We start from the raw sequence: 17,659 nt of genomic DNA on the forward strand, positions 1-17,659 counted from the left end.
AGCCATGACCCTCTCCCTGCTTCAGCGCGTGGCCGAGATCCGCAGCAGTGCGCCGGCGACGCGGCGGGCGATCCTCGACCTGATCCTCGAAGACCCGGATCGCGTGCTCGAGGAGAACTTCGAAATGCTGGCCGAGCGTTCGCGCAGCTCGGTGCCCACCATCATGCGCACCTGCCGCGACCTCGGCTTTGCCGGCCTGCGCGAGTTCAAGCTCGCGCTCGCGCAGGAACTCGCACTCGGCGGCTCGCCGCTGCACCGCCGCGTCAACATCGAGGACGCGGCCGGCGACGTGGTCGCGAAGATCGTGCGCAGCGCGGCCGCCTCGGTGTCCGGCGTGCGCAACCAGCTCGACATGGCCGTGCTCGACGGCGCCGTGGCCGCCATCGCCGCCGCGCCGCATGTCGATCTGTACGGCGCCGGCGCCACCTCCTGGTTCATGGCCAGCGACCTGCAGGCGCGCCTGTTCCGGCTCGGCCTGTCGGCCAACGCCTGGTCGGACTACCACCTGCAGCAGGTGGCGGGTGCGGCGCAGCGCCCGGGTGGCGTGGTCATCGCGATCTCGCACGTCGGCGGCATGCCGTCGCTGCTCGATGCCATCGACATCGCGCGCGGCCAGGGCGCCAAGGTGGTCGCGCTTACGCGGCCCGGCACGGCGCTGGCCGCCAAGGCCGATTTCCTGCTCGGGCTTTCGGTGCCCGACGACGCCGTGATGCATGTCGGCATCGACGCCTACCTCGCGCACCTCACCATGATCGAGATCCTCACCGTGCTGGTGGCGCAGCGCCGCGGCGACCCGGCCGTGCAGCGGCTGCAGCGTGCGCGCGAAGCCTTCCGGCGCCACGGCATCGATGCGAGCACCCATCCGCTGCAGAGCTGGGATGGCGGCGGCATCGGGAGCGATGCGCCATGAGCAGGCCCGTGCTGCTCGAGGCGGGACTGGTGATCGACGGTTCCGGCGGCCCGGCCTGGCCGGGCGACGTGCTGCTGGCCGGCGACCGCATCGTGGCGCTCGGCGAGGGCCTGCGCGAGCGGCTGCCCGAAGGCATGGCAGCGCAAGACATCGATGTCGTCGACTGTCGCGGCAAGGTCATCGCACCCGGCTTCATCGACGTCCACACGCACGACGACGCGATCGTGCTGCGCGACCCACTGTGCCTGCCCAAGGTCTCGCAGGGCATCACGACCGTGGTCACCGGCAACTGCGGCATCTCGCTCGCGCCGTACCGCACACCGCAATCGAAGCCGCCGCTCACGCTGCTCGGCGCCGATTCTTTCCGGCATGCGTCGATGGCGTCGTACCGCGCCGCGGTCGATGCGGCGCAGCCTGCGCTCAACGTGGCGGCGCTGGTCGGCCACACCACGCTGCGCTTCGCGGCGATGGCGGCACTCGACCGGCCCGCCAACGCCGACGAGGCCGCGCACATGGCCGCGCTGCTCGATGCCTGCATGGCCGAGGGCGCGCACGGGCTTTCTTCGGGCCTGTTCTACGAAGAGGCATTCCAGGCGCCGGCCGAGGAGGTCACGGCGCTTGCACGCATCGTCGCGCGCCACGGTGGCGTCTACGCGACGCACCTGCGCAGCGAAATGGCGGCCATCATCGAGGCGCTGCACGAGGCCGGCGACACGGCGTTCGGCGCCGGCGTGCCGCTCGTCATCTCGCACCACAAATGCGCCGGCCCGGCCAACTGGGGCCGCACGAAAGAGACGCTGCCGCTGATCGAAGCGCTGGCGCAGCGCCAGCCCATCGCGATGGACGTCTATCCCTATGTTGCCGGCTCGACCGTGCTGCGCGAAGACCTGGTCGACGGCGTGATCGATGTGCTGCTGACCTGGTCGGATCCGCACCCCGGCATGACCGGCCGCCTGCTGTCCGACATCGCCGCCGAATGGAGCGTCGACCAGAAGGAAGCCTGCCGGCGCCTGCAACCGGGCGGCGCCTGCTACTTCCAGATGCAGGAGGAGGACGTGGAGCGCGTCATCGCACATCCGCTCACGATGATCGGCAGCGATGGCCTGCCGCACGACCGGCATCCGCATCCGCGCCTGTGGGGCGCGTTCCCGCGCGTGCTGGCGCGCTACTGGCGCGAGCGCCGCCTGTTCACGCTCGAGCAGGCCATCCACAAGATGACCGGCATGACCGCGCGCAATCTGCGCATCGCCGACCGGGGCCTGCTGCGCGTCGGCGCCATGGCCGATGTGGTGGTGTTCGACCCCGAGACCGTGCGCGACACCGCCACCTACGATCAGCCGCACGGCGTCAGCGAAGGCATCGTGCAGGTGTTCGTCAACGGAGCGTGCGCCTACCGCGGCGGCGAGGCGCGCGTGCTGGCGCGGGCCGGGCGCATGCTGACGCGCGCTGGCGCAGCCTGATCAGCCTGCGATCGAATAGCCGCCGTCGACCGGTATCGCGGTGCCGGTCAGAAAGTCCGACGCCGCGCTGGCGAGGAACACCGCGATGCCGGCCAGATCCTTCGGCTGGCCCCAGCGGCCGGCCGCGGTGCGCGCGATCACGCGTTCGTGCAGGCCAGGAACCTGGGTGCGGGCGTTGTCGGTCAGGGCGGTCTGGATCCAGCCCGGCAGCACCGCGTTGACCTGGATGTTGTCGACGGCCCAGGCGACCGCCATCGACTTGGTGAGCTGCACGATGCCGCCTTTGCTGGCGCTGTAGACCGGCGCGAACGACGCGCCGAAGATCGACATCATCGAGCCGATATTGATGATCTTGCCGCCGCCCGCAGCCTTGAGCTGCGGGTATGCGGCGCGGCAGCACAGGAAGGCGCTGGTGAGGTTGGTGTCCATCACCTGATGCCACTCGGCCAGCGAGAGCTGGTCTGGCGGCTTGCGCACATTGATGCCGGCGTTGTTGACGAGGATGTCGAGCCGGCCGCACCGCTCGGCCAGTTGCGCGAACAGGGCGGTGACCGCAGCCTCGTCGGTCACGTCCGCCGCGAGCGCGAACGCATCGCTGCCGAGCGCCTTGAGCGCATCGACCGCCGCCGCCGACTTCTGCGCATTGCGCGCCGCGATTACCACGCGCGCCCCGGCCTGCGCCAGGCCTTCTGCCATGCCAAGGCCGATGCCCCCGTTGCCGCCGGTGACCAGCGCGACCTTGCCTTCAAGATTGAACATCGGTGCGTGCAGCCTGGAGGCGACCTACAGAATTCTGTTGAACCAGAACAGCGAGAGCCCGGCCGACAGCAGCACCAGAACGGCGGCGCCGAGGGCAAACAGCGCCGAGACTTCGGTTTCCTTCTTCTCGACGGTCAGGCGGGAGCTCAGGGTGGAGTAGACCTTCTTGAGGTCGTCCGCCGACCCGGCGTAGTAGTACTCGGCCTGGGTCTTGTTGGCCACCGCCTTGAGCGCTTCTTCGTCGAGCCGCACGCGCATCGACCAGCCTTCGAAACCGATGGTCTCGCCATCGACCGTGCCGATGCCGACCGTGTAGACGCGCACGCCGCGGTCGGCCGCCGCCTTGGCCGCGTCGAGCGGGTCGACGCCGGTGGTGCGCTGGCCGTCGGTCAGCATGATGATCGCGGCCGAGGTGTAGGAGCCCGGTGCCACCGGCGTGAACTCCTTGGGGCCGCCCTTGCCGGCCTGCTCGATCGCCACGCCGCGCTGGCGGTTCTGCGGACCGAACTGCGAAACGTCGATGCCGGCGTCCGGGAACAGCGCTGCGAGCGACACCACGATCGCGTTGCCGGTGGCGGTGGCGCGCTGCAGCTGGAACGCGTCGATGGCGGTCACCAGGTCGTCGCGGTTCACCGTCGGCAACTGCGCCACCGTGGCGCTGCCGGCAAAGGCGACGATGCCGACCTTCACGTTGCGCGGCAAGTCCTTGATGAAGCCCTTGGCCGCTTCCTGCGCCGCCACCAGGCGGTTCGGCTGCACGTCGGTTGCGCGCATGCTGCCCGACACGTCCATCGCCAGGATGATGGTCTGCTGGTTGGTCGGCAGCAGCACCACGGCCATGGGCCGGGCGGCCGCGACGAGCAGCGCCGCCATGGCAAGGAGGAACAGCAAGGGCGGAATGTGGCGGCGCACGCTCTGGCCGGCGCCCATGGCTTCGCGCACGATCGACAGGCTGGCGTAGCGCAGCGCCAGCTTTTTCTTGCGCCGCATCAGCCAGACATACATCAGCACCAGCAGCGGCAGCGCGAGCAGGAGCCAGAGGAACTGGGGCCAGAGAAAATTCATGCTGCCACCGCTTTCAGGTTGGCCGCGCTGCCGGCGCGCACGCGGCGCTTGCGCATGTCGGCAAAGCGCACGATCGACTCGACCAGGTCGTCCGCGGTCGAGAGTTCCAGCGCATCGACACCGGCCCTGGCCAGCGCAGCACGCAGGGTGGCTTCGCGCTCGGCCGCCAGGCGCGCGAAGCGCTTGCGGAAGCCGGCGTCATGCGTGTCGACCCAGAGCTGTTCGCCGGTTTCGGCATCGGTCAGCGGCACCAGGCCGAGGTCAGGCAGTTCGAGCTCGAGCGGGTCGTACAGCCGCACCGCCACCACCTCGTGCCGCTGCGCCAGCAGGCCCAGCGGCGTTTCCCAGCCGGGCTCGCTCAGAAAATCGGACACCACGAACACGGTGGAGCGGCGTGGCATCAGCATGGCGGCCGACTGAAGCAGGTCGGCCAGCCGCGTCATGCCCCGGCCGGGACGCAGTGCGGCCGCGCGGCGCTCCATCGAGTGCAGCAGGTGCAGCACATGGCGGCGCCCGCTGCGCGGCGGAATCACCGCTTCGAGGTCGTTACCGTAGACCAGCGCGCCGACGCGGTTGCCATGCCGCGTGAGCAGCCGGGCCAGCACGCCGACGAAGCCGGCCGAGATCTCGCGCTTGGCCCTGAGGCCGGAGCCGAAGTCGACCGAACGGCTCAGGTCGAGCACGAACCAGGCCGCCATCTCGCGGTCTTCGGTGAACACCCGCACGTGCGGCACCTGCAGCCGCGCGGTGACGTTCCAGTCGATGTGCCGGACGTCGTCGTGGTGCTGGTATTCGCGCAGGTCAGCCAGATCCAGCCCGGTGCCGCGCATCAGCGTGCGGTAGTCGCCCTGCAGCAGGCCGTCGAGCCGGCGGATGACCGTCCACTCGAGCCGGCGCAGCGCGCGCTCGGCGCCCATCGGCGGCAACGCATCGTTGGCCGCGACGTCTGCGGAAGGGGGTTGCCTACGCCACCAGCTTTTCATGGTCGAGCGGCTTCGGTGGCGCGGGCACGGCCCGCATGATCCTGTCGATCAGACCGTCCGGCGTGAGGCCTTCCGACAGGCCTTCGTAAGACAGCGTGACACGGTGCCGCAGCACATCCGGCACCAGCGCCGTCATGTCTTCGGGCAATGCATAGCTGCGGCCGCGCAGCAGCGCCAGTGCGCGTGCGCCTTCGGTCAGGTTGATGCTGGCGCGCGGGCTGGCGCCGAAGGTGATGAAGCGGCGCATGTCCTTCAGGCCGTGCTTCTCGGGATTGCGCGTGGCCGACACCAGCTTGACTGCGTACTGGATCAGCGACGGGTCGACGTAGATGCGCCGCGCTTCGGCCTGCAGCATGCCGAGCTGGTCGGTGGTGGCAACCGGGCTGGCCGTGACCGGCGGGCCGATCACGCGCTCGACGATGACGAACTCTTCCTCGTCGCTCGGGTAGTCGACCAGCACCTTCATCATGAAGCGGTCGACCTGCGCTTCGGGCAGCGGGTAGGTGCCTTCGGTTTCGATCGGGTTCTGCGTTGCCATTACCAGGAACGGCCGCGGCACCTTGTGCGTTTCGCCGGCGATGGTCACCTGGCGCTCCTGCATCACCTCGAGCAGCGCGCTCTGCACCTTGGCCGGCGCGCGGTTGATTTCGTCGGCCAGCAGCAGGTTGGCGAACACCGGGCCGAGCGCGGTGCTGAAATCGCCGGTTTTCTGGTTGTAGATGCGCGTGCCCACCAGATCGGCCGGCACCAGGTCGGGCGTGAACTGGATGCGCTTGAACCGGCCCTGCACGGTATCGGCCAGCGTCTTGATGGTGAGGGTCTTGGCCAGCCCCGGCACGCCTTCCACCAGCAGATGGCCGCCGGCCAGCATCGCGACCATCACGCGCTCCAGAAAGCGGTCTTGCCCCACCACCACGCGCTTGACCTGGTAGAGGATCTGTTCCATCAATTCGGCGGTGGCCGCGGCGGACGCGTTCTCTGTGCTCATGCTGCTGGTCTTTCGGTGGGTTCGAAACGTGGGTTCAGAAGGGCGGCGTGCCGACGGCCGAAGCCGCGTTCTCGATCGGCACTGCAAAACCGATGCCGATGAAGGTGCGCGCCTGCGTCGGGTTCAGGATGGCGGTCACGATGCCGAGCACCTCGCCGTCCATGTTGACCAATGGGCCGCCAGAGTTGCCGGGGTTGGCGGCGGCGTCGAACTGGATCAGGTTGCTCAACTCCTGCTTGCCTTCGGGCGAGCGGAACGCGCGCTTGAGGCCCGACACCACGCCCGACGACACCGACGGGCCGATGCCGAACGGAAAGCCGACCGCCACCACCTGGTCGCCCGATTGCAGGCCGTCGGTGGAGCGCATGCTGGCCGCGATCAGGTCGTCCGGAATCTTTTTCGCCTGCAGCACCGCCAGATCGTTTTCGGGCTGCACGTTGATGATGGTGGCGTCCGCCTCCAGGCCGTCGTAGAAAGTGACCTTGATCTTCTCGGCACCGGCCACGACGTGCAGGTTGGTGAGGATCACGCCCTTGTCGATGATGACCACGCCGGTGCCGACGCCGCGTTCCACCTCGCCGGGCGGCGCGGGTGCCTCGGGCGGCTTGCCCTTGGCCAGATTGCGGCCGCGCTTTTCGGTCTTGGCTTCGGGCGTGGCCTTTTCGGGGCCGTAGCCGACCACCCGCACGACCGACGGCCGGATGATCTCGGCCGCCTTGGCGGCCGCAGAGGGCAGGGTGTTGGTTTGCAGCGTGCGCAGCACAGCCGCGTCGATGTCTTTTTGCGTGAGCGACAGGCCGCCGTGGCGCTGCCCGTAGAAAAGCGTGCCGCCGATCAGGCCGGCGCTCGCCAGCAGCAGCAGCGCAAAGCTGCGTCGCCCCGGCTGCCAGCGCTGTGCAGGTGCTGCGGGCGCCGCTGGCGCAATGTCACTGGCTGCATCGGCTGCAGGCAGGTCGTCCGCGGACTGCGCCGCGCGGGGCGAGCTGCTGTAGAGGGCGGGCCTGCGCATCGGTACACCTCCGGCAAAAGATGACGCGTGGAAGAAGTCACGGTAGCACGCTTTTTACCCTCGTGCATGCCTTCGGGCATCATGCGCCGATGGCTGCCTACATCGACACCCACTGCCACCTCGATGCGCCCGAATTCGGAGCCGAAATGCCCGACGTGCGAGCCCGCGCCGCACGCGCGAACGTAGCTATTTGTGTCATCCCGGCCGTGGCCGCCTTCAACTTCGACAGCGTGCGCGAACTTGCGCACCGCCAGCGCGATGCCTATGCGCTCGGCATCCACCCGTTGTGCACCGGCGAGGCGACCGAAGCCGATCTGCAGACGCTCGCGGCCGAACTCGAAATGCGGCACGGCGATCCGCGGCTGGTGGCGGTCGGCGAGATCGGGCTCGACTTCTTCGTGGCCGGCCTCGACGCCGAGAAGCAGGCGCATTTCTTTCACGCCCAGCTGCAGCTGGCGCGCCAACACCGCTTGCCGGTCGTCATCCATGTGCGGCGCTCGGTCGACCAGGTGCTCAAGCATCTGCGCCAGGTCGGCGGCAGCACGGCCTGGCACGGCATTGCGCATGCGTTCAACGGCAGCGAGCAGCAGGCTGGTGCCTGCTTGCAACTCGGCCTCAAGCTCGGCTTTGGCGGCGCGGTGACCTTCGAGCGCGCGTTGCAGTTGCGCCGGCTTGCCGCGAGCCTGCCCGACGATGCGATCGTGCTCGAAACCGACGCGCCCGACATTCCGCCGCATTGGCTCTACCGCACGCAGGAGGAGCGTGCAGCCGGCCAGCCGCAAGGCCGCAACGAGCCGGGCGAACTGCCGCGCATCGCCGGTGTGCTGGCCGCATTGCGGGGTGTCGATGTCGACGCACTGGCGCGCATGACCACACGCAATGCGCTCGCTGCGCTGCCACGGCTCGCGGCGCTGGTCGACATGTCGGAGAGCTTCCCGGCACCCGCGTAGGCGAACTGCCCGACCTGCGGCGACGCGGCGGCAGCGCCCTGGTTTGGTGTCATCCTTTCGGCATGGCGACCCGTTGCCTGTCCAGTGGCAACTCCGTCACTCCAACTCTTACAGGAGCTTTCCTCATGACCGTCAAGTTCATCCGTACCGTCCCTGCCGTGCTCGCGCTGGCCTTTGCCTCGATCGGCCTGTCGGCCACCGCCCAAACCACCGCGCCCGCCGCACCGCAGCCCACCACCACCGAAAAGGTGAAGGAAGCCGGCAAGGAAGCCGTCGTCGCCACCGAGACCGGCGCCAAGAAGGCCTACACCGCCACCAAGAAGACCACGAAGAAGGCCTACAACGCGACCAAGAGCGGCACCAAGAAGGCCGTGGCAGCCACCAAGAGCGGCGTGAGCAAGGCGGCGACTGCCACCGAAAACACGGCCACGAAGGCGGCCGACGGAACCCGTGCCGTGGGCGACAAGATCGGCGAGAAGATCCCCGGCACCGCACAGAACGAAGCCGCCAAGAAGCCCTGAGCTTTTTTCAGGCCGGCCACAAAAAACCCGCCTCGGCGGGTTTTTTCATGGCGCGGGCCTTGGTCTCAGGCCGGGCCCAGAATCCAGTCCTGCGTGCTCAACAACGTCCGGACGACTTCGGTATTCATGGCTTCCTCTTCCGCTTCCACTTCCAGATTGCCGGCCGACCTGCTCACGGGCCTGGCGCCGATCGTCTCGCTTGACACCGTCGTGCTGGTGCTCGGCAGCTTCCCGGGGGCGCGCTCGCTCGCCGAGCGGCAGTACTATGCGCACCCGCAGAACCACTTCTGGAAAATCTTGCAAGCCATTTGGCCCGCCAACCCGCTGCCAGCGGGCGCAGACAGCTATCAAAAACGGAGCGAGTGGCTGCTCGAGCGCGGGCTCGGCGTATGGGACGTGTACGCCGCCTGCCGCCGCGAGGGCAGCCTTGATACGGCCATTCGCGACGCGGTGGTGAACGACATCGCAGGCCTCGCGCTGCCGAAGCTCGCCGCCATTGCGCACAACGGCGGCGAAAGCTTTCGCCATGCCGGGCACACCAGCGGGCTCGGCGTGCCGGTCTACAAGCTGCCGTCGACCAGCCCGGCCAATGCGAGCTGGGGTTTCGAGCGCAAGCTCGAAGCGTGGCGCGAAGTGTTCGTGCGCCACGGGATCGCCTGATGGCCGGCAAGACGATCTCCCTGCCCGAAGTCAATTTCTCCGACTGGGGCGACATCCGCTACCTGCACCTCGGCACCGAGTGGGTGCAAGGCTCGATGAAGCTCGATGCGCCGTTCGAGATCGAACTCGAATACGTGCAGCGCATGATGGCCTGGCTGCTGTTCGTCGACCCGGCCAGCGTGGCGAGCCGCCACGCGATGCAACTCGGCCTCGGCGCGGCCACGCTCACCAAGTTCAGCCGCAAGACGCTGCGCATGCGCACCACCGCGATCGAACTCAACCCGCAGGTGGTGGCCGCCTGCCGGGGCTGGTTCAAGCTGCCGGCCGACGATCTCAAGCTGAAGGTGGTGATTGCCGATGCCGGTGCCGAAATCCGCAAACCGCAGTGGCATGGCACGGTCGATGCGCTGCAGGTCGACCTGTACGACCATGAAGCCGCCGCGCCGGTGCTCGACAGCGAGGCGTTCTATGCCGACTGCCGCGCGCTGCTCACCGACGAGGGCGCGATGACGGTCAACCTGTTCGGCCGCTCGTCGAGCTATGCGCGCAGCCTCGAGAAGATCGTGCAGGCGTTCGGCGCCGAGGCGGTCTGGGCCTTCAAGCCCACGCGCGAGGGCAACACCGTGGTGCTCGCGCAGCGCACGCCGCAACATCCGAAGCGCCCGGTGCTTGCCGACCGGGCCCAAACCATACAGACTCGCTGGGGTCTGCCTGCGCCCAAGTGGCTGCGCGTTTTCAAAGCACACACACCATGAGCGCTGTTTCACCGATTGCCCCCGCATCCGCCCGCCATGAAGGGCCGCTCGAACTGCGGCAGGTGATCGAATGGCTGGCCAAGGACGGCCTCATCTCGCGCGAGGAAGCCAAGCGCACCATCGCCCGCTGCGCCCAGGCCGAAAGCCGGCAGGCGCCGCTGGTGCGGCTTGCCAACGTCGCGATGACCCGGGAGACCGACGGCAAGCCGCTCGACCTCGAAATGCTCACGCAGTGGCTGGCCGGCCGCGCCGGCCTGACGTACCTGCGCATCGACCCGCTCAAGGTCGACGTGGGCAAGGTCGCCGACACCATGAGCGCCGCCTACGCCGAGCGCCACAAGGTGCTGCCGGTGCAGGTGACGCCGGCCGAGGTGGTGGTCGCCACGGCCGAGCCCTTCGTGACCGACTGGATTTCCGAGGTGGAGCGCCAGTCGCGCCGCACGGTGCGCCGCGTGGTGGCCAACCCGTCCGACATCCAGCGCTACCGCGCCGAGTTCTTCGCGCTCGCCAAATCGGTGCGGGCGGCGCAGAAGGCCGGGGGCGGCGCGGCCAGCACCAGCTTCGAGCAGCTGGTCGAGCTCGGCAAGAGCAACAAGCAGCTCGATGCCAACGACCAGAGCGTGGTGCAGGTGGTCGACTGGCTCTGGCAGTACGCGTTCGACCAGCGCGCGAGCGACATCCACCTGGAGCCGCGCCGCGAGCAGGGCGTGATCCGTTTCCGCATCGACGGCGTGCTGCACCCCGCCTACCAGATGCCGATGGGCGTGATGAACGCGATGGTGGCCCGCATCAAGCTGCTGGGCCGGATGGACGTGGTCGAAAAGCGCAGGCCGCTCGACGGCCGCATCAAGACCCGGAACATGCGCGGAGATGAGGTCGAAATGCGGTTGTCCACCTTGCCGACCGCCTTCGGCGAGAAGATGGTGATGCGGATCTTCGACCCCGACACCGCGGTGAAGGATCTCGACGCGCTGGGCTTCGCGCAGCACGACGCGCAGCGCTGGGAAGCGCTGGTCACGCGGCCGCACGGCATCATCCTGGTGACCGGCCCGACCGGCTCCGGCAAGACCACCACGCTCTACTCCACGCTCAAGCGCGTGGCGACCGAGGAGGTCAACGTCAGCACCATCGAAGACCCGATCGAAATGATCGAGCCCTCGTTCAACCAGACCCAGGTGCAGCCGCAGCTCGACTTCGGTTTCACCGAAGGCCTGCGCGCCCTGATGCGGCAGGACCCGGACATCATCATGGTCGGCGAAATCCGCGACCTGGCCACTGCCGACATGGCGGTGCAGGCCGCGCTCACCGGCCACCTGGTGTTCAGCACGCTGCACACCAACGACGCGCCCAGCGCGATCACGCGGCTGATGGAACTCGGCGTGCCCAACTACCTGATCAACGCGGTGATGCTCGGTGTGCTGGCGCAGCGCCTGGTGCGCACGCTGTGCCCGCAGTGCAAGCAGCCCGACGAGTCGATCACGCGCGAGAAGCTGGCCGATTTCGTCAAACCCTGGCAGATCAGCGGCTCGGTGCGGGCCTACAAACCGGTCGGCTGCGTCGACTGCCGCATGACCGGCTACATGGGCCGCATGGGTCTGTACGAACTGCTGTCGGTCAGCGAAACGCTCAAGGGCCTCGTGACCAAGGAGCCGAATCTGACCGGCCTGCGCCGGCAGGCCGTGGCCGACGGCATGCGCCCGCTGCGCCTGGCCGGCGCGCTGCGCGTGGCCGAGGGCGTGACGACCATCGAGGAAGTGCTCAGCGCCACGCCACCGCTCGAATGAGCGGCCCGGGGTTATCCCTAATCTTTCGCTAGGTGGAATCCACATCGACCTGACCAGCACCTGACCGGACAATCGCGCATCGATTCATTCGAGGAGATTGTTCGTGAAAATCAAGAGTCAGAAAGACTTTTTTGCGGGACTGATGTTCGCCGTTGTCGGCGGCGCTTTCGCCTGGGGAGCCAGTACCTACAACGTGGGCAACGGCGCCCGCATGGGGCCGGGCTATTTCCCGCTGATGCTGGGCATTCTCATGAGCCTGATCGGCCTGGCCATCATGTTCACCAGCATGACCGCGGAAACCGAAGACGGTGAACCGATCGGCAAGTGGGCCTGGAAGCAGATCGTCTTCATCATCAGCGCCAACCTGGCATTCGGCCTGCTGCTCGGTGGCTTGCCGAGCATCGGCATACCCGCCATGGGCCTGATCATCGGGATCTACGCGCTGGTGTTGATCTCGAGTCTGGCGGGCAGTGAGTTCGACCTGAAGAAAGTGCTGATCCTCGCCACGGTGCTGGCGGTCGGCAGCTACATCGCATTCATCTGGGCGCTCAAGCTCCAGCTTCAGGTCTGGCCGACCTTCATCACGGGTTGAAGGGAATACGACCATGGATTTGCTTGCCAATCTTTCGCTCGGCTTCGGCGTTGCGTTCACATTCACCAACCTGCTGTACTGTCTCGGTGGCTGCGTCCTGGGCACGCTGATCGGCGTGCTGCCGGGTATCGGCCCGGTCGCGACCATCGCGATGCTGCTGCCTGCCACCTATGCGCTGCCGCCCGTGTCGGCGCTGATCATGCTGGCCGGCATCTACTACGGCGCGCAGTACGGTGGCTCCACCACCGCCATCCTGGTCAACCTGCCCGGCGAATCCTCGTCCGTGGTGACGGTGATCGACGGCTACCAGATGGCGCGCAAAGGGCGCGCGGGGCCCGCCCTCGCGGCAGCCGGGCTGGGCTCGTTCTTTGCCGGCTGCGTCGGCACCCTGATCCTGGCTGCGTTCGCGCCGCCGCTGACCGAGCTGGCCTTCAAGTTCGGCCCGGCCGAGTACTTCTCACTGATGATCCTGGGCCTGATCGGCGCCGTGGTGCTGGCGTCGGGCTCGCTGCTCAAGGCCATCGCCATGATCGTGCTGGGCCTGTGCATGGGCCTGGTCGGCACCGACGTGAATTCGGGTGTCGCGCGCTTCAGCTTCGACATTCCGGAACTCACCGATGGCATCGGCTTCGTGACCATCGCCATGGGTGTGTTCGGTTACGGCGAAATCATCGCCAACCTGTCGCGCCCCGAGCACGAGCGTGAAGTGTTCACCGCCAAGGTCTCCGGCCTGATGCCCACGGCAGAGGACTTCAAGCGCATGACCCCGGCCGTGCTGCGCGGCACCGCGCTGGGTGCCGCGCTCGGCATCCTGCCCGGCGGCGGTGCATTGCTGGCGGCTTTTGCGGCTTACACGCTCGAAAAGAAGACGAAGCTGAAGCCGGGCGAAGTGCCGTTCGGCAAGGGCAACATCCGCGGTGTGGCCGCGCCCGAGGCGGCCAACAACGCGGGTGCGCAGACCTCGTTCATCCCTCTCCTGACGCTCGGCATTCCGCCCAACGCCGTGATGGCGCTGATGGTGGGCGCCATGACCATCCACAACATCCAGCCCGGCCCGCAGGTGATGACCAGCAACCCCGAACTGTTCTGGGGTCTGATCGCCTCGATGTGGATCGGCAATGCGATGCTGGTGATCCTGAACCTGCCGCTGATCGGCATGTGGATCAAGCTGCTGTCGGTGCCCTACAAGTTCCTGTTCCCGGCGATCGTGCTGTTCTGCGCGATTGGCGTGTACTCGACCAACAACAACACCTTCGACATCTGGATGGTGGGTATCTTCGGTTTCATCGGCTACCTGTTCTTCAAGCTCGGTTGCGAGCCGGCGCCGCTGCTGCTGGGCTTCATCCTCGGGCCAATGATGGAGGAGAACCTGCGCCGTGCGCTGCTGCTGTCGCGTGGCGACTGGAGCGTGTTCCTCACACGGCCGATCTCGGCCGCGTTGCTCGGCGCTGCGCTGCTGCTGCTGGTGATCGTGCTGCTGCCTGCGGTCAAGTCCAAGCGCGAGGAAGCTTTCCACGAAGAAGAAGCCTGAGCACCTGCCAGGCGTCCACTTGCGGAACGGCACCCTCGGGTGCCGTTTTTCATGAGGCCGGATGAATCGACGCGGTGGTCTGCCGGATCAGCTGCCAGACCCGCTGCGCCAGCGGTGCCGGCGCGCGGTTGCGGCGGTGCACCAGCATCACGGCGCGTTCCACGCGCGGCATGAGCGGCCGCACCACCAGGCTGCGCAGGCCCGCCGGCGGCACGGCGAGCGCGGGCATCACGCTGATGCCCAGACCCGCCTCGACCATGCGAAATGCCGTGGTCGGGTGGCCAACCTGCTGCTGCACGATGCAATGCGCGCCGTGCCGCGCCAGCGCCTGGTCGATCAGGCGCCGGCTGCCGGAAGCGTGGTCGAGCAACACCACCGCCTCGCCGTCGAGCGTCGACCAGCGCAGCTGCTTGCGCCCGGCCAGGCGGTGCCCTGGCGGCAGCACCAGGCAGAACGGGTCTTCGAGGATGGTTTCGCACTGCAGATCGTCCTGCGAGGCCGGTTCGATGACCACGCCGAAATCCACTTCGCCGGCCCGCACGCTGTCGAGCACGTCCTGCTGGATGCGGTCGAGCAGCACCAGCTCGATGTTGGGTTCTTCGCGGGCGCAGGCGGCAATGCAGGCCGGCATCAGGTTGGCCGACAGCGTCGGGCTGCTGGCTACGCGCACCTTGCCGCGCCGGGCGCTGGCCATCCCCTGCACGTCGAGCAGGGTCTGCTCCAGCTCGTCGAGCAGGCGATCGAGCCGCGCCGCAAGCGACTGGCCAGCCTCGGTGAGCGCGACCTCGCGCGTCGTGCGATCCAGCAGCTTGAGTCCGAGCTGCGCTTCCAGCTCGAAAATCGACCGGCTCACCGCGGGCTGGGTGAGCCCGATCTGGTCGCCTGCGCGGCTGAAGTTGCGGCTCTCGGCCACGGCACGGAACACGCGAAGCTGGCGCAAGGTCACATTCATGCGAAGTGATCATATATCTATCAGATAAATCCATTTCCTCTTTGAATGCGGGGCGCGTCAAATCGAGCCCGCGGCTCGCGCCAGGGAGCGACGTGCGCCGCAGCCCCGTGACGACCATGAAAGAATCAAATCCATGAAACGCAGAAGCTTCGCGCTGGCGGCCTCGCTGCTGGCGGCACTGCCGGCCTGGGCCCAGACCTATCCGGCCAAGCCGATCCGCCTGATCGTGCCGTTTCCCGCCGCCGGCGCCACCGACCTGTTCGCCCGCACGCTGTCGCAGAAGATGGGCGAGAAGCTCGGCACGCAACTGGTGATCGACAACAAGCCCGGCGCCGGCGGCGCGATCGGCTCCGATCTTGCGGCCAAGGCACCGGCCGATGGCTACACGCTGCTGCTGGCCACCACCAGCACGCACTCGATCGGCCCGGCGCTGAGCAACAAGCTGCCCTACGACACAGTGCGCGACTTCACGCCGATCGCGCACGTGGGCGATGCGCCGAGCATCATGCTGGTGCCCAACAACGCGCCCGCGAAGACCGTGCGCGAATGGATCGAGTACGCGAAGAAGAACCCCGGCAAGCTCAACTACGCGTCGAGCGGCAACGGCACCATCGTGCAGCTCACGGCGGAGCTGTTCAAGTCGCAGGCCGGCGTGTTCGTTACGCACATTCCGTACAAGGGCACGGCGCTGGCGATGCCCGACCTCATGAGCGGCAAGATCGACGTGCTGTTCGATTCGCTGCCGACCGGACTGCCGTTCGTGCGCGACGGCCGGCTGCGCGCGCTGGCCGTCACCTCGCTCAGGCGCAGTCCGCTCGCGCCCGACCTGCCGACCGTGGCCGACACTTTGCCCGGTTTCGAGTCGAACACCTGGTTCGGCCTGTACGGCCCCAAGGGCCTGCCGGCCGAGCTGGTGGCGCGCATCAACACCGCGGCCAACCAGGCGCTGGCCGATCCCGAGGTGAAAGACAAACTCTCGCGCCTTGGCATCGAGCCGGTCATCAGCACGCCGCAGCAGCAGGCCACGATGGTCGCGTCCGATGCCGCCAAGTGGAAAAAGATCGTCATCGATCGCAAGATCAGCAACGAATGAAGAACAAGAGCAGTGCCATGAAGTTCGACTACGCCAATCCCTACCCTTCGACCCGCATCCCGGTGTTCGCGCGCAACGTGGTGTCGACCTCGCACCCGCTCGCGGCGCAGGCCGGCCTGCGCATCCTGCAGCAAGGGGGCAACGCGGTCGACGCGGCCATTGCCGCAGCCGCGGTCATGACGCTGGTCGAGCCGGTGAGCAACGGCCTCGGCAGCGATGCCTTTGCGATCCTGTGGGACGGCCAGCAACTGCACGGCCTCAATGCCTCGGGCCCGGCGCCGAAGGCCTGGACGCCCGACTACTTCCTGCGCAAGTACGGCGCCGACACCACCACGCCGCCACAGCGCGGCATCGATTCGGTGACGGTGCCCGGCGCGGTGCGCGGCTGGGTCGCGCTGAGCGAGCGCTTCGGCAAGCTGCCCTTCGCCGATCTCCTGGCGCCGGCGATCGACACGGCCGAGCGCGGCTACCTGATGCCGCCGGTCGTGCAGGGCAAATGGGCCGCTGCCACGCCGCTGCTGCGGTCGCAGCCGGGCTTTGCGCAGGCCTTCCTGCCCTGGGGCCGCGCACCGGAGATCGGCGAGTTGTTCCGCTTTGCGGCGGCGGGGCGCGCGCTCAAGGCCATCGCCCGCACCAAGGGAGAGGCCTTCTACAACGGCGAGATCGCCGAAGCCCTTGCGAAGTTTTCGGCAGCGCAGGGCGGTGCTCTCACAGTCGCCGATCTCGCGGCCTACCAGCCCGAGTGGGTCACACCGATCTCGCGCGACTACCGCGGCCACACGCTGCACGAGATTCCGCCGAACGGGCAGGGCATCGCGGCGCTGATCGCGTTGGGCATCCTCGAGAAGTTCGACATCGCCTCGCTGCCGGTCGACTCGGTGGCTTCGCAGCATCTGCAGATCGAAGCCATGAAGCTGGCCTTCGCCGACGTCTACCGCTACGTGTCGGAGCCATCGTCGATGACGGTGACCCCCGCGCAAATGCTCGATGACGCGTACCTTGCTTCGCGTGCCAAACTGATCGACGTGAAAAAGGCACAGGACTTCAAGGCCGGCAACCCGGTCAAAGGCGGCACCATCTACCTCACGGCAGCGGACGAGAGCGGCATGATGGTGAGCTTCATCCAGAGCAACTACATGGGCTTCGGCTCGGGCTGCGTGGAGCCGGAATTCGGCATCAGCCTGCAGAACCGCGGCCACGGCTTCAGCCTGAAGGCCGACAGCCCGAACGTGGTGGCGCCGGGCAAGCGCCCGTTCCACACCATCATCCCGGCCTTCCTCACCAAGGACGGCCAGCCGGTGATGAGCTTCGGCGTGATGGGCGGCAACATGCAGCCACAGGGCCACATGCAGACGCTGGTGCGCATGCTCGACTACAAGCAGAACCTGCAGGCCGCCTGCGATGCGCCCCGCTGGCGCTTCAATGCGGGGCTCGAGATCAACGTCGAAGCGGCCATGAAGGCCGAAACGATCCAGGGCCTGGGGGCGCTCGGCCACCACATGGATGTCATCAACGACTCCTACCAGGACTTCGGCGCCGGCCAGTTCATCTGGCGCGCGGGCGACCCGGCCGTCGAGGGCTACGTCGCCGCCAGCGATCCCCGCCGCGACGGCCTTGCAGCGGGGTATTGAGCCCACCCCCAGTCTT

Annotated in this window: 17 protein-coding genes; 11 read left to right on the forward strand and 6 right to left on the reverse strand. The window is 67.8% G+C overall.

Going from position 1 to position 17,659, the window contains the following annotated elements:
* Window positions 1-4: 4 nt before the first annotated feature.
* Complete coding sequence (locus tag QTI05_RS13510) at window positions 5-910, forward strand: MurR/RpiR family transcriptional regulator (RefSeq protein ID WP_286539125.1); 906 nt, start codon at window positions 5-7, stop codon at window positions 908-910.
* The gene (locus QTI05_RS13515) at window positions 907-2,370 is read left to right on the forward strand and encodes an N-acyl-D-amino-acid deacylase family protein (protein ID WP_286621741.1); all 1,464 of its coding nucleotides are present in this window, start codon (window positions 907-909) and stop codon (window positions 2,368-2,370) included. Before QTI05_RS13510 ends, QTI05_RS13515 begins: the two co-directional genes overlap by 4 nt.
* Here the strand turns inward: QTI05_RS13515 and QTI05_RS13520 are convergent, their stop codons facing one another.
* The 5 genes from QTI05_RS13520 to QTI05_RS13540 are packed head-to-tail and all read right to left on the reverse strand — an operon-like array spanning window position 2,371 to window position 7,174.
* Complete coding sequence (locus tag QTI05_RS13520) at window positions 2,371-3,129, reverse strand: SDR family NAD(P)-dependent oxidoreductase (RefSeq protein ID WP_286539123.1); 759 nt, start codon at window positions 3,127-3,129, stop codon at window positions 2,371-2,373.
* Window positions 3,130-3,153: 24 nt separating this feature from the next.
* Window positions 3,154-4,194, reverse strand: a complete 1,041-nt coding sequence (locus tag QTI05_RS13525; RefSeq protein ID WP_286539122.1) for a VWA domain-containing protein — start codon at window positions 4,192-4,194, stop codon at window positions 3,154-3,156.
* On the reverse strand, window positions 4,191-5,177 hold the full coding sequence (locus tag QTI05_RS13530; protein WP_286621742.1) for a DUF58 domain-containing protein: 987 nt from the start codon (window positions 5,175-5,177) through the stop codon (window positions 4,191-4,193). The genes QTI05_RS13525 and QTI05_RS13530 overlap by 4 nt, the downstream gene beginning before the upstream one ends.
* Window positions 5,158-6,165 (reverse strand): AAA family ATPase, encoded by a 1,008-nt coding sequence (locus QTI05_RS13535; protein WP_286621744.1) that lies wholly within the window; start codon window positions 6,163-6,165, stop codon window positions 5,158-5,160. The genes QTI05_RS13530 and QTI05_RS13535 overlap by 20 nt, the downstream gene beginning before the upstream one ends.
* 34 nt (window positions 6,166-6,199) lie before the next feature.
* Entirely contained in the window at window positions 6,200-7,174 is a 975-nt protein-coding gene (locus tag QTI05_RS13540) for a S1C family serine protease (RefSeq protein WP_286539119.1), read from the reverse strand.
* Between the two features lie 89 nt (window positions 7,175-7,263).
* Between QTI05_RS13540 and QTI05_RS13545 the strand changes: the two genes are divergently transcribed.
* The 7 genes from QTI05_RS13545 to QTI05_RS13575 all read left to right on the forward strand — a co-directional run bounded on the left by QTI05_RS13545 (window position 7,264) and on the right by QTI05_RS13575 (window position 13,967).
* Window positions 7,264-8,124, forward strand: coding sequence for a TatD family hydrolase (locus QTI05_RS13545; protein ID WP_286621746.1), 861 nt, complete (start codon window positions 7,264-7,266; stop codon window positions 8,122-8,124).
* Between the two features lie 125 nt (window positions 8,125-8,249).
* Window positions 8,250-8,645 (forward strand): hypothetical protein, encoded by a 396-nt coding sequence (locus QTI05_RS13550; RefSeq protein WP_286539117.1) that lies wholly within the window; start codon window positions 8,250-8,252, stop codon window positions 8,643-8,645.
* A gap of 126 nt (window positions 8,646-8,771) precedes the next feature.
* Window positions 8,772-9,305: a DNA-deoxyinosine glycosylase gene (locus QTI05_RS13555; RefSeq protein WP_286621748.1), complete on the forward strand. Its 534-nt coding sequence runs from the start codon at window positions 8,772-8,774 to the stop codon at window positions 9,303-9,305.
* A complete protein-coding gene (locus QTI05_RS13560; RefSeq protein ID WP_286539116.1) occupies window positions 9,305-10,060 on the forward strand; it encodes a class I SAM-dependent methyltransferase in 756 nt (251 codons plus the stop codon). Before QTI05_RS13555 ends, QTI05_RS13560 begins: the two co-directional genes overlap by 1 nt.
* Entirely contained in the window at window positions 10,057-11,844 is a 1,788-nt protein-coding gene (tfpB, locus tag QTI05_RS13565; protein WP_286621751.1) for a type IV pilus assembly ATPase TfpB, read from the forward strand. Before QTI05_RS13560 ends, tfpB begins: the two co-directional genes overlap by 4 nt.
* A gap of 103 nt (window positions 11,845-11,947) precedes the next feature.
* The gene (locus tag QTI05_RS13570; RefSeq protein ID WP_286539114.1) at window positions 11,948-12,436 is read left to right on the forward strand and encodes a tripartite tricarboxylate transporter TctB family protein; all 489 of its coding nucleotides are present in this window, start codon (window positions 11,948-11,950) and stop codon (window positions 12,434-12,436) included.
* 13 nt (window positions 12,437-12,449) lie between these two features.
* On the forward strand, window positions 12,450-13,967 hold the full coding sequence (locus QTI05_RS13575; protein ID WP_286621753.1) for a tripartite tricarboxylate transporter permease: 1,518 nt from the start codon (window positions 12,450-12,452) through the stop codon (window positions 13,965-13,967).
* A gap of 49 nt (window positions 13,968-14,016) precedes the next feature.
* On the opposite strand, the gene QTI05_RS13580 is transcribed toward QTI05_RS13575, so the two are convergent.
* A complete protein-coding gene (locus QTI05_RS13580; RefSeq protein ID WP_286621755.1) occupies window positions 14,017-14,919 on the reverse strand; it encodes a LysR family transcriptional regulator in 903 nt (300 codons plus the stop codon).
* A gap of 133 nt (window positions 14,920-15,052) precedes the next feature.
* Here QTI05_RS13580 and QTI05_RS13585 point away from each other — a divergent pair, with 133 nt between their 5' ends.
* Window positions 15,053-16,012 (forward strand): Bug family tripartite tricarboxylate transporter substrate binding protein, encoded by a 960-nt coding sequence (locus tag QTI05_RS13585; protein WP_286621756.1) that lies wholly within the window; start codon window positions 15,053-15,055, stop codon window positions 16,010-16,012.
* A 17-nt stretch (window positions 16,013-16,029) separates the two neighbouring features.
* Window positions 16,030-17,643 carry a gamma-glutamyltransferase family protein gene (locus tag QTI05_RS13590; protein WP_286621758.1) on the forward strand — a complete coding sequence of 538 codons (1,614 nt, stop codon included), beginning with the start codon at window positions 16,030-16,032 and terminating at the stop codon, window positions 17,641-17,643.
* Window positions 17,644-17,659: the final 16 nt, after the last annotated feature.

The organism is Variovorax fucosicus (assembly GCF_030316825.1).
Classification (GTDB): domain Bacteria; phylum Pseudomonadota; class Gammaproteobacteria; order Burkholderiales; family Burkholderiaceae_C; genus Variovorax; species Variovorax fucosicus.

Bases quoted from the DNA above. Each gene is read 5' to 3' on its own strand.
- QTI05_RS13510 (WP_286539125.1), top strand. From the start codon at position 5: ATGACCCTCTCCCTGCTTCAGCGCGTGGCCGAGATCCGCAGCAGTGCG.
- QTI05_RS13515 (WP_286621741.1), top strand. From the start codon at position 907: ATGAGCAGGCCCGTGCTGCTCGAGGCGGGACTGGTGATCGACGGTTCC.
- QTI05_RS13520 (WP_286539123.1), bottom strand. From the start codon at position 3,129: ATGTTCAATCTTGAAGGCAAGGTCGCGCTGGTCACCGGCGGCAACGGG.
- QTI05_RS13525 (WP_286539122.1), bottom strand. From the start codon at position 4,194: ATGAATTTTCTCTGGCCCCAGTTCCTCTGGCTCCTGCTCGCGCTGCCG.
- QTI05_RS13530 (WP_286621742.1), bottom strand. From the start codon at position 5,177: ATGAAAAGCTGGTGGCGTAGGCAACCCCCTTCCGCAGACGTCGCGGCC.
- QTI05_RS13535 (WP_286621744.1), bottom strand. From the start codon at position 6,165: ATGAGCACAGAGAACGCGTCCGCCGCGGCCACCGCCGAATTGATGGAA.
- QTI05_RS13540 (WP_286539119.1), bottom strand. From the start codon at position 7,174: ATGCGCAGGCCCGCCCTCTACAGCAGCTCGCCCCGCGCGGCGCAGTCC.
- QTI05_RS13545 (WP_286621746.1), top strand. From the start codon at position 7,264: ATGGCTGCCTACATCGACACCCACTGCCACCTCGATGCGCCCGAATTC.
- QTI05_RS13550 (WP_286539117.1), top strand. From the start codon at position 8,250: ATGACCGTCAAGTTCATCCGTACCGTCCCTGCCGTGCTCGCGCTGGCC.
- QTI05_RS13555 (WP_286621748.1), top strand. From the start codon at position 8,772: ATGGCTTCCTCTTCCGCTTCCACTTCCAGATTGCCGGCCGACCTGCTC.
- QTI05_RS13560 (WP_286539116.1), top strand. From the start codon at position 9,305: ATGGCCGGCAAGACGATCTCCCTGCCCGAAGTCAATTTCTCCGACTGG.
- tfpB (WP_286621751.1), top strand. From the start codon at position 10,057: ATGAGCGCTGTTTCACCGATTGCCCCCGCATCCGCCCGCCATGAAGGG.
- QTI05_RS13575 (WP_286621753.1), top strand. From the start codon at position 12,450: ATGGATTTGCTTGCCAATCTTTCGCTCGGCTTCGGCGTTGCGTTCACA.
- QTI05_RS13580 (WP_286621755.1), bottom strand. From the start codon at position 14,919: ATGAATGTGACCTTGCGCCAGCTTCGCGTGTTCCGTGCCGTGGCCGAG.
- QTI05_RS13585 (WP_286621756.1), top strand. From the start codon at position 15,053: ATGAAACGCAGAAGCTTCGCGCTGGCGGCCTCGCTGCTGGCGGCACTG.
- QTI05_RS13590 (WP_286621758.1), top strand. From the start codon at position 16,030: ATGAAGTTCGACTACGCCAATCCCTACCCTTCGACCCGCATCCCGGTG.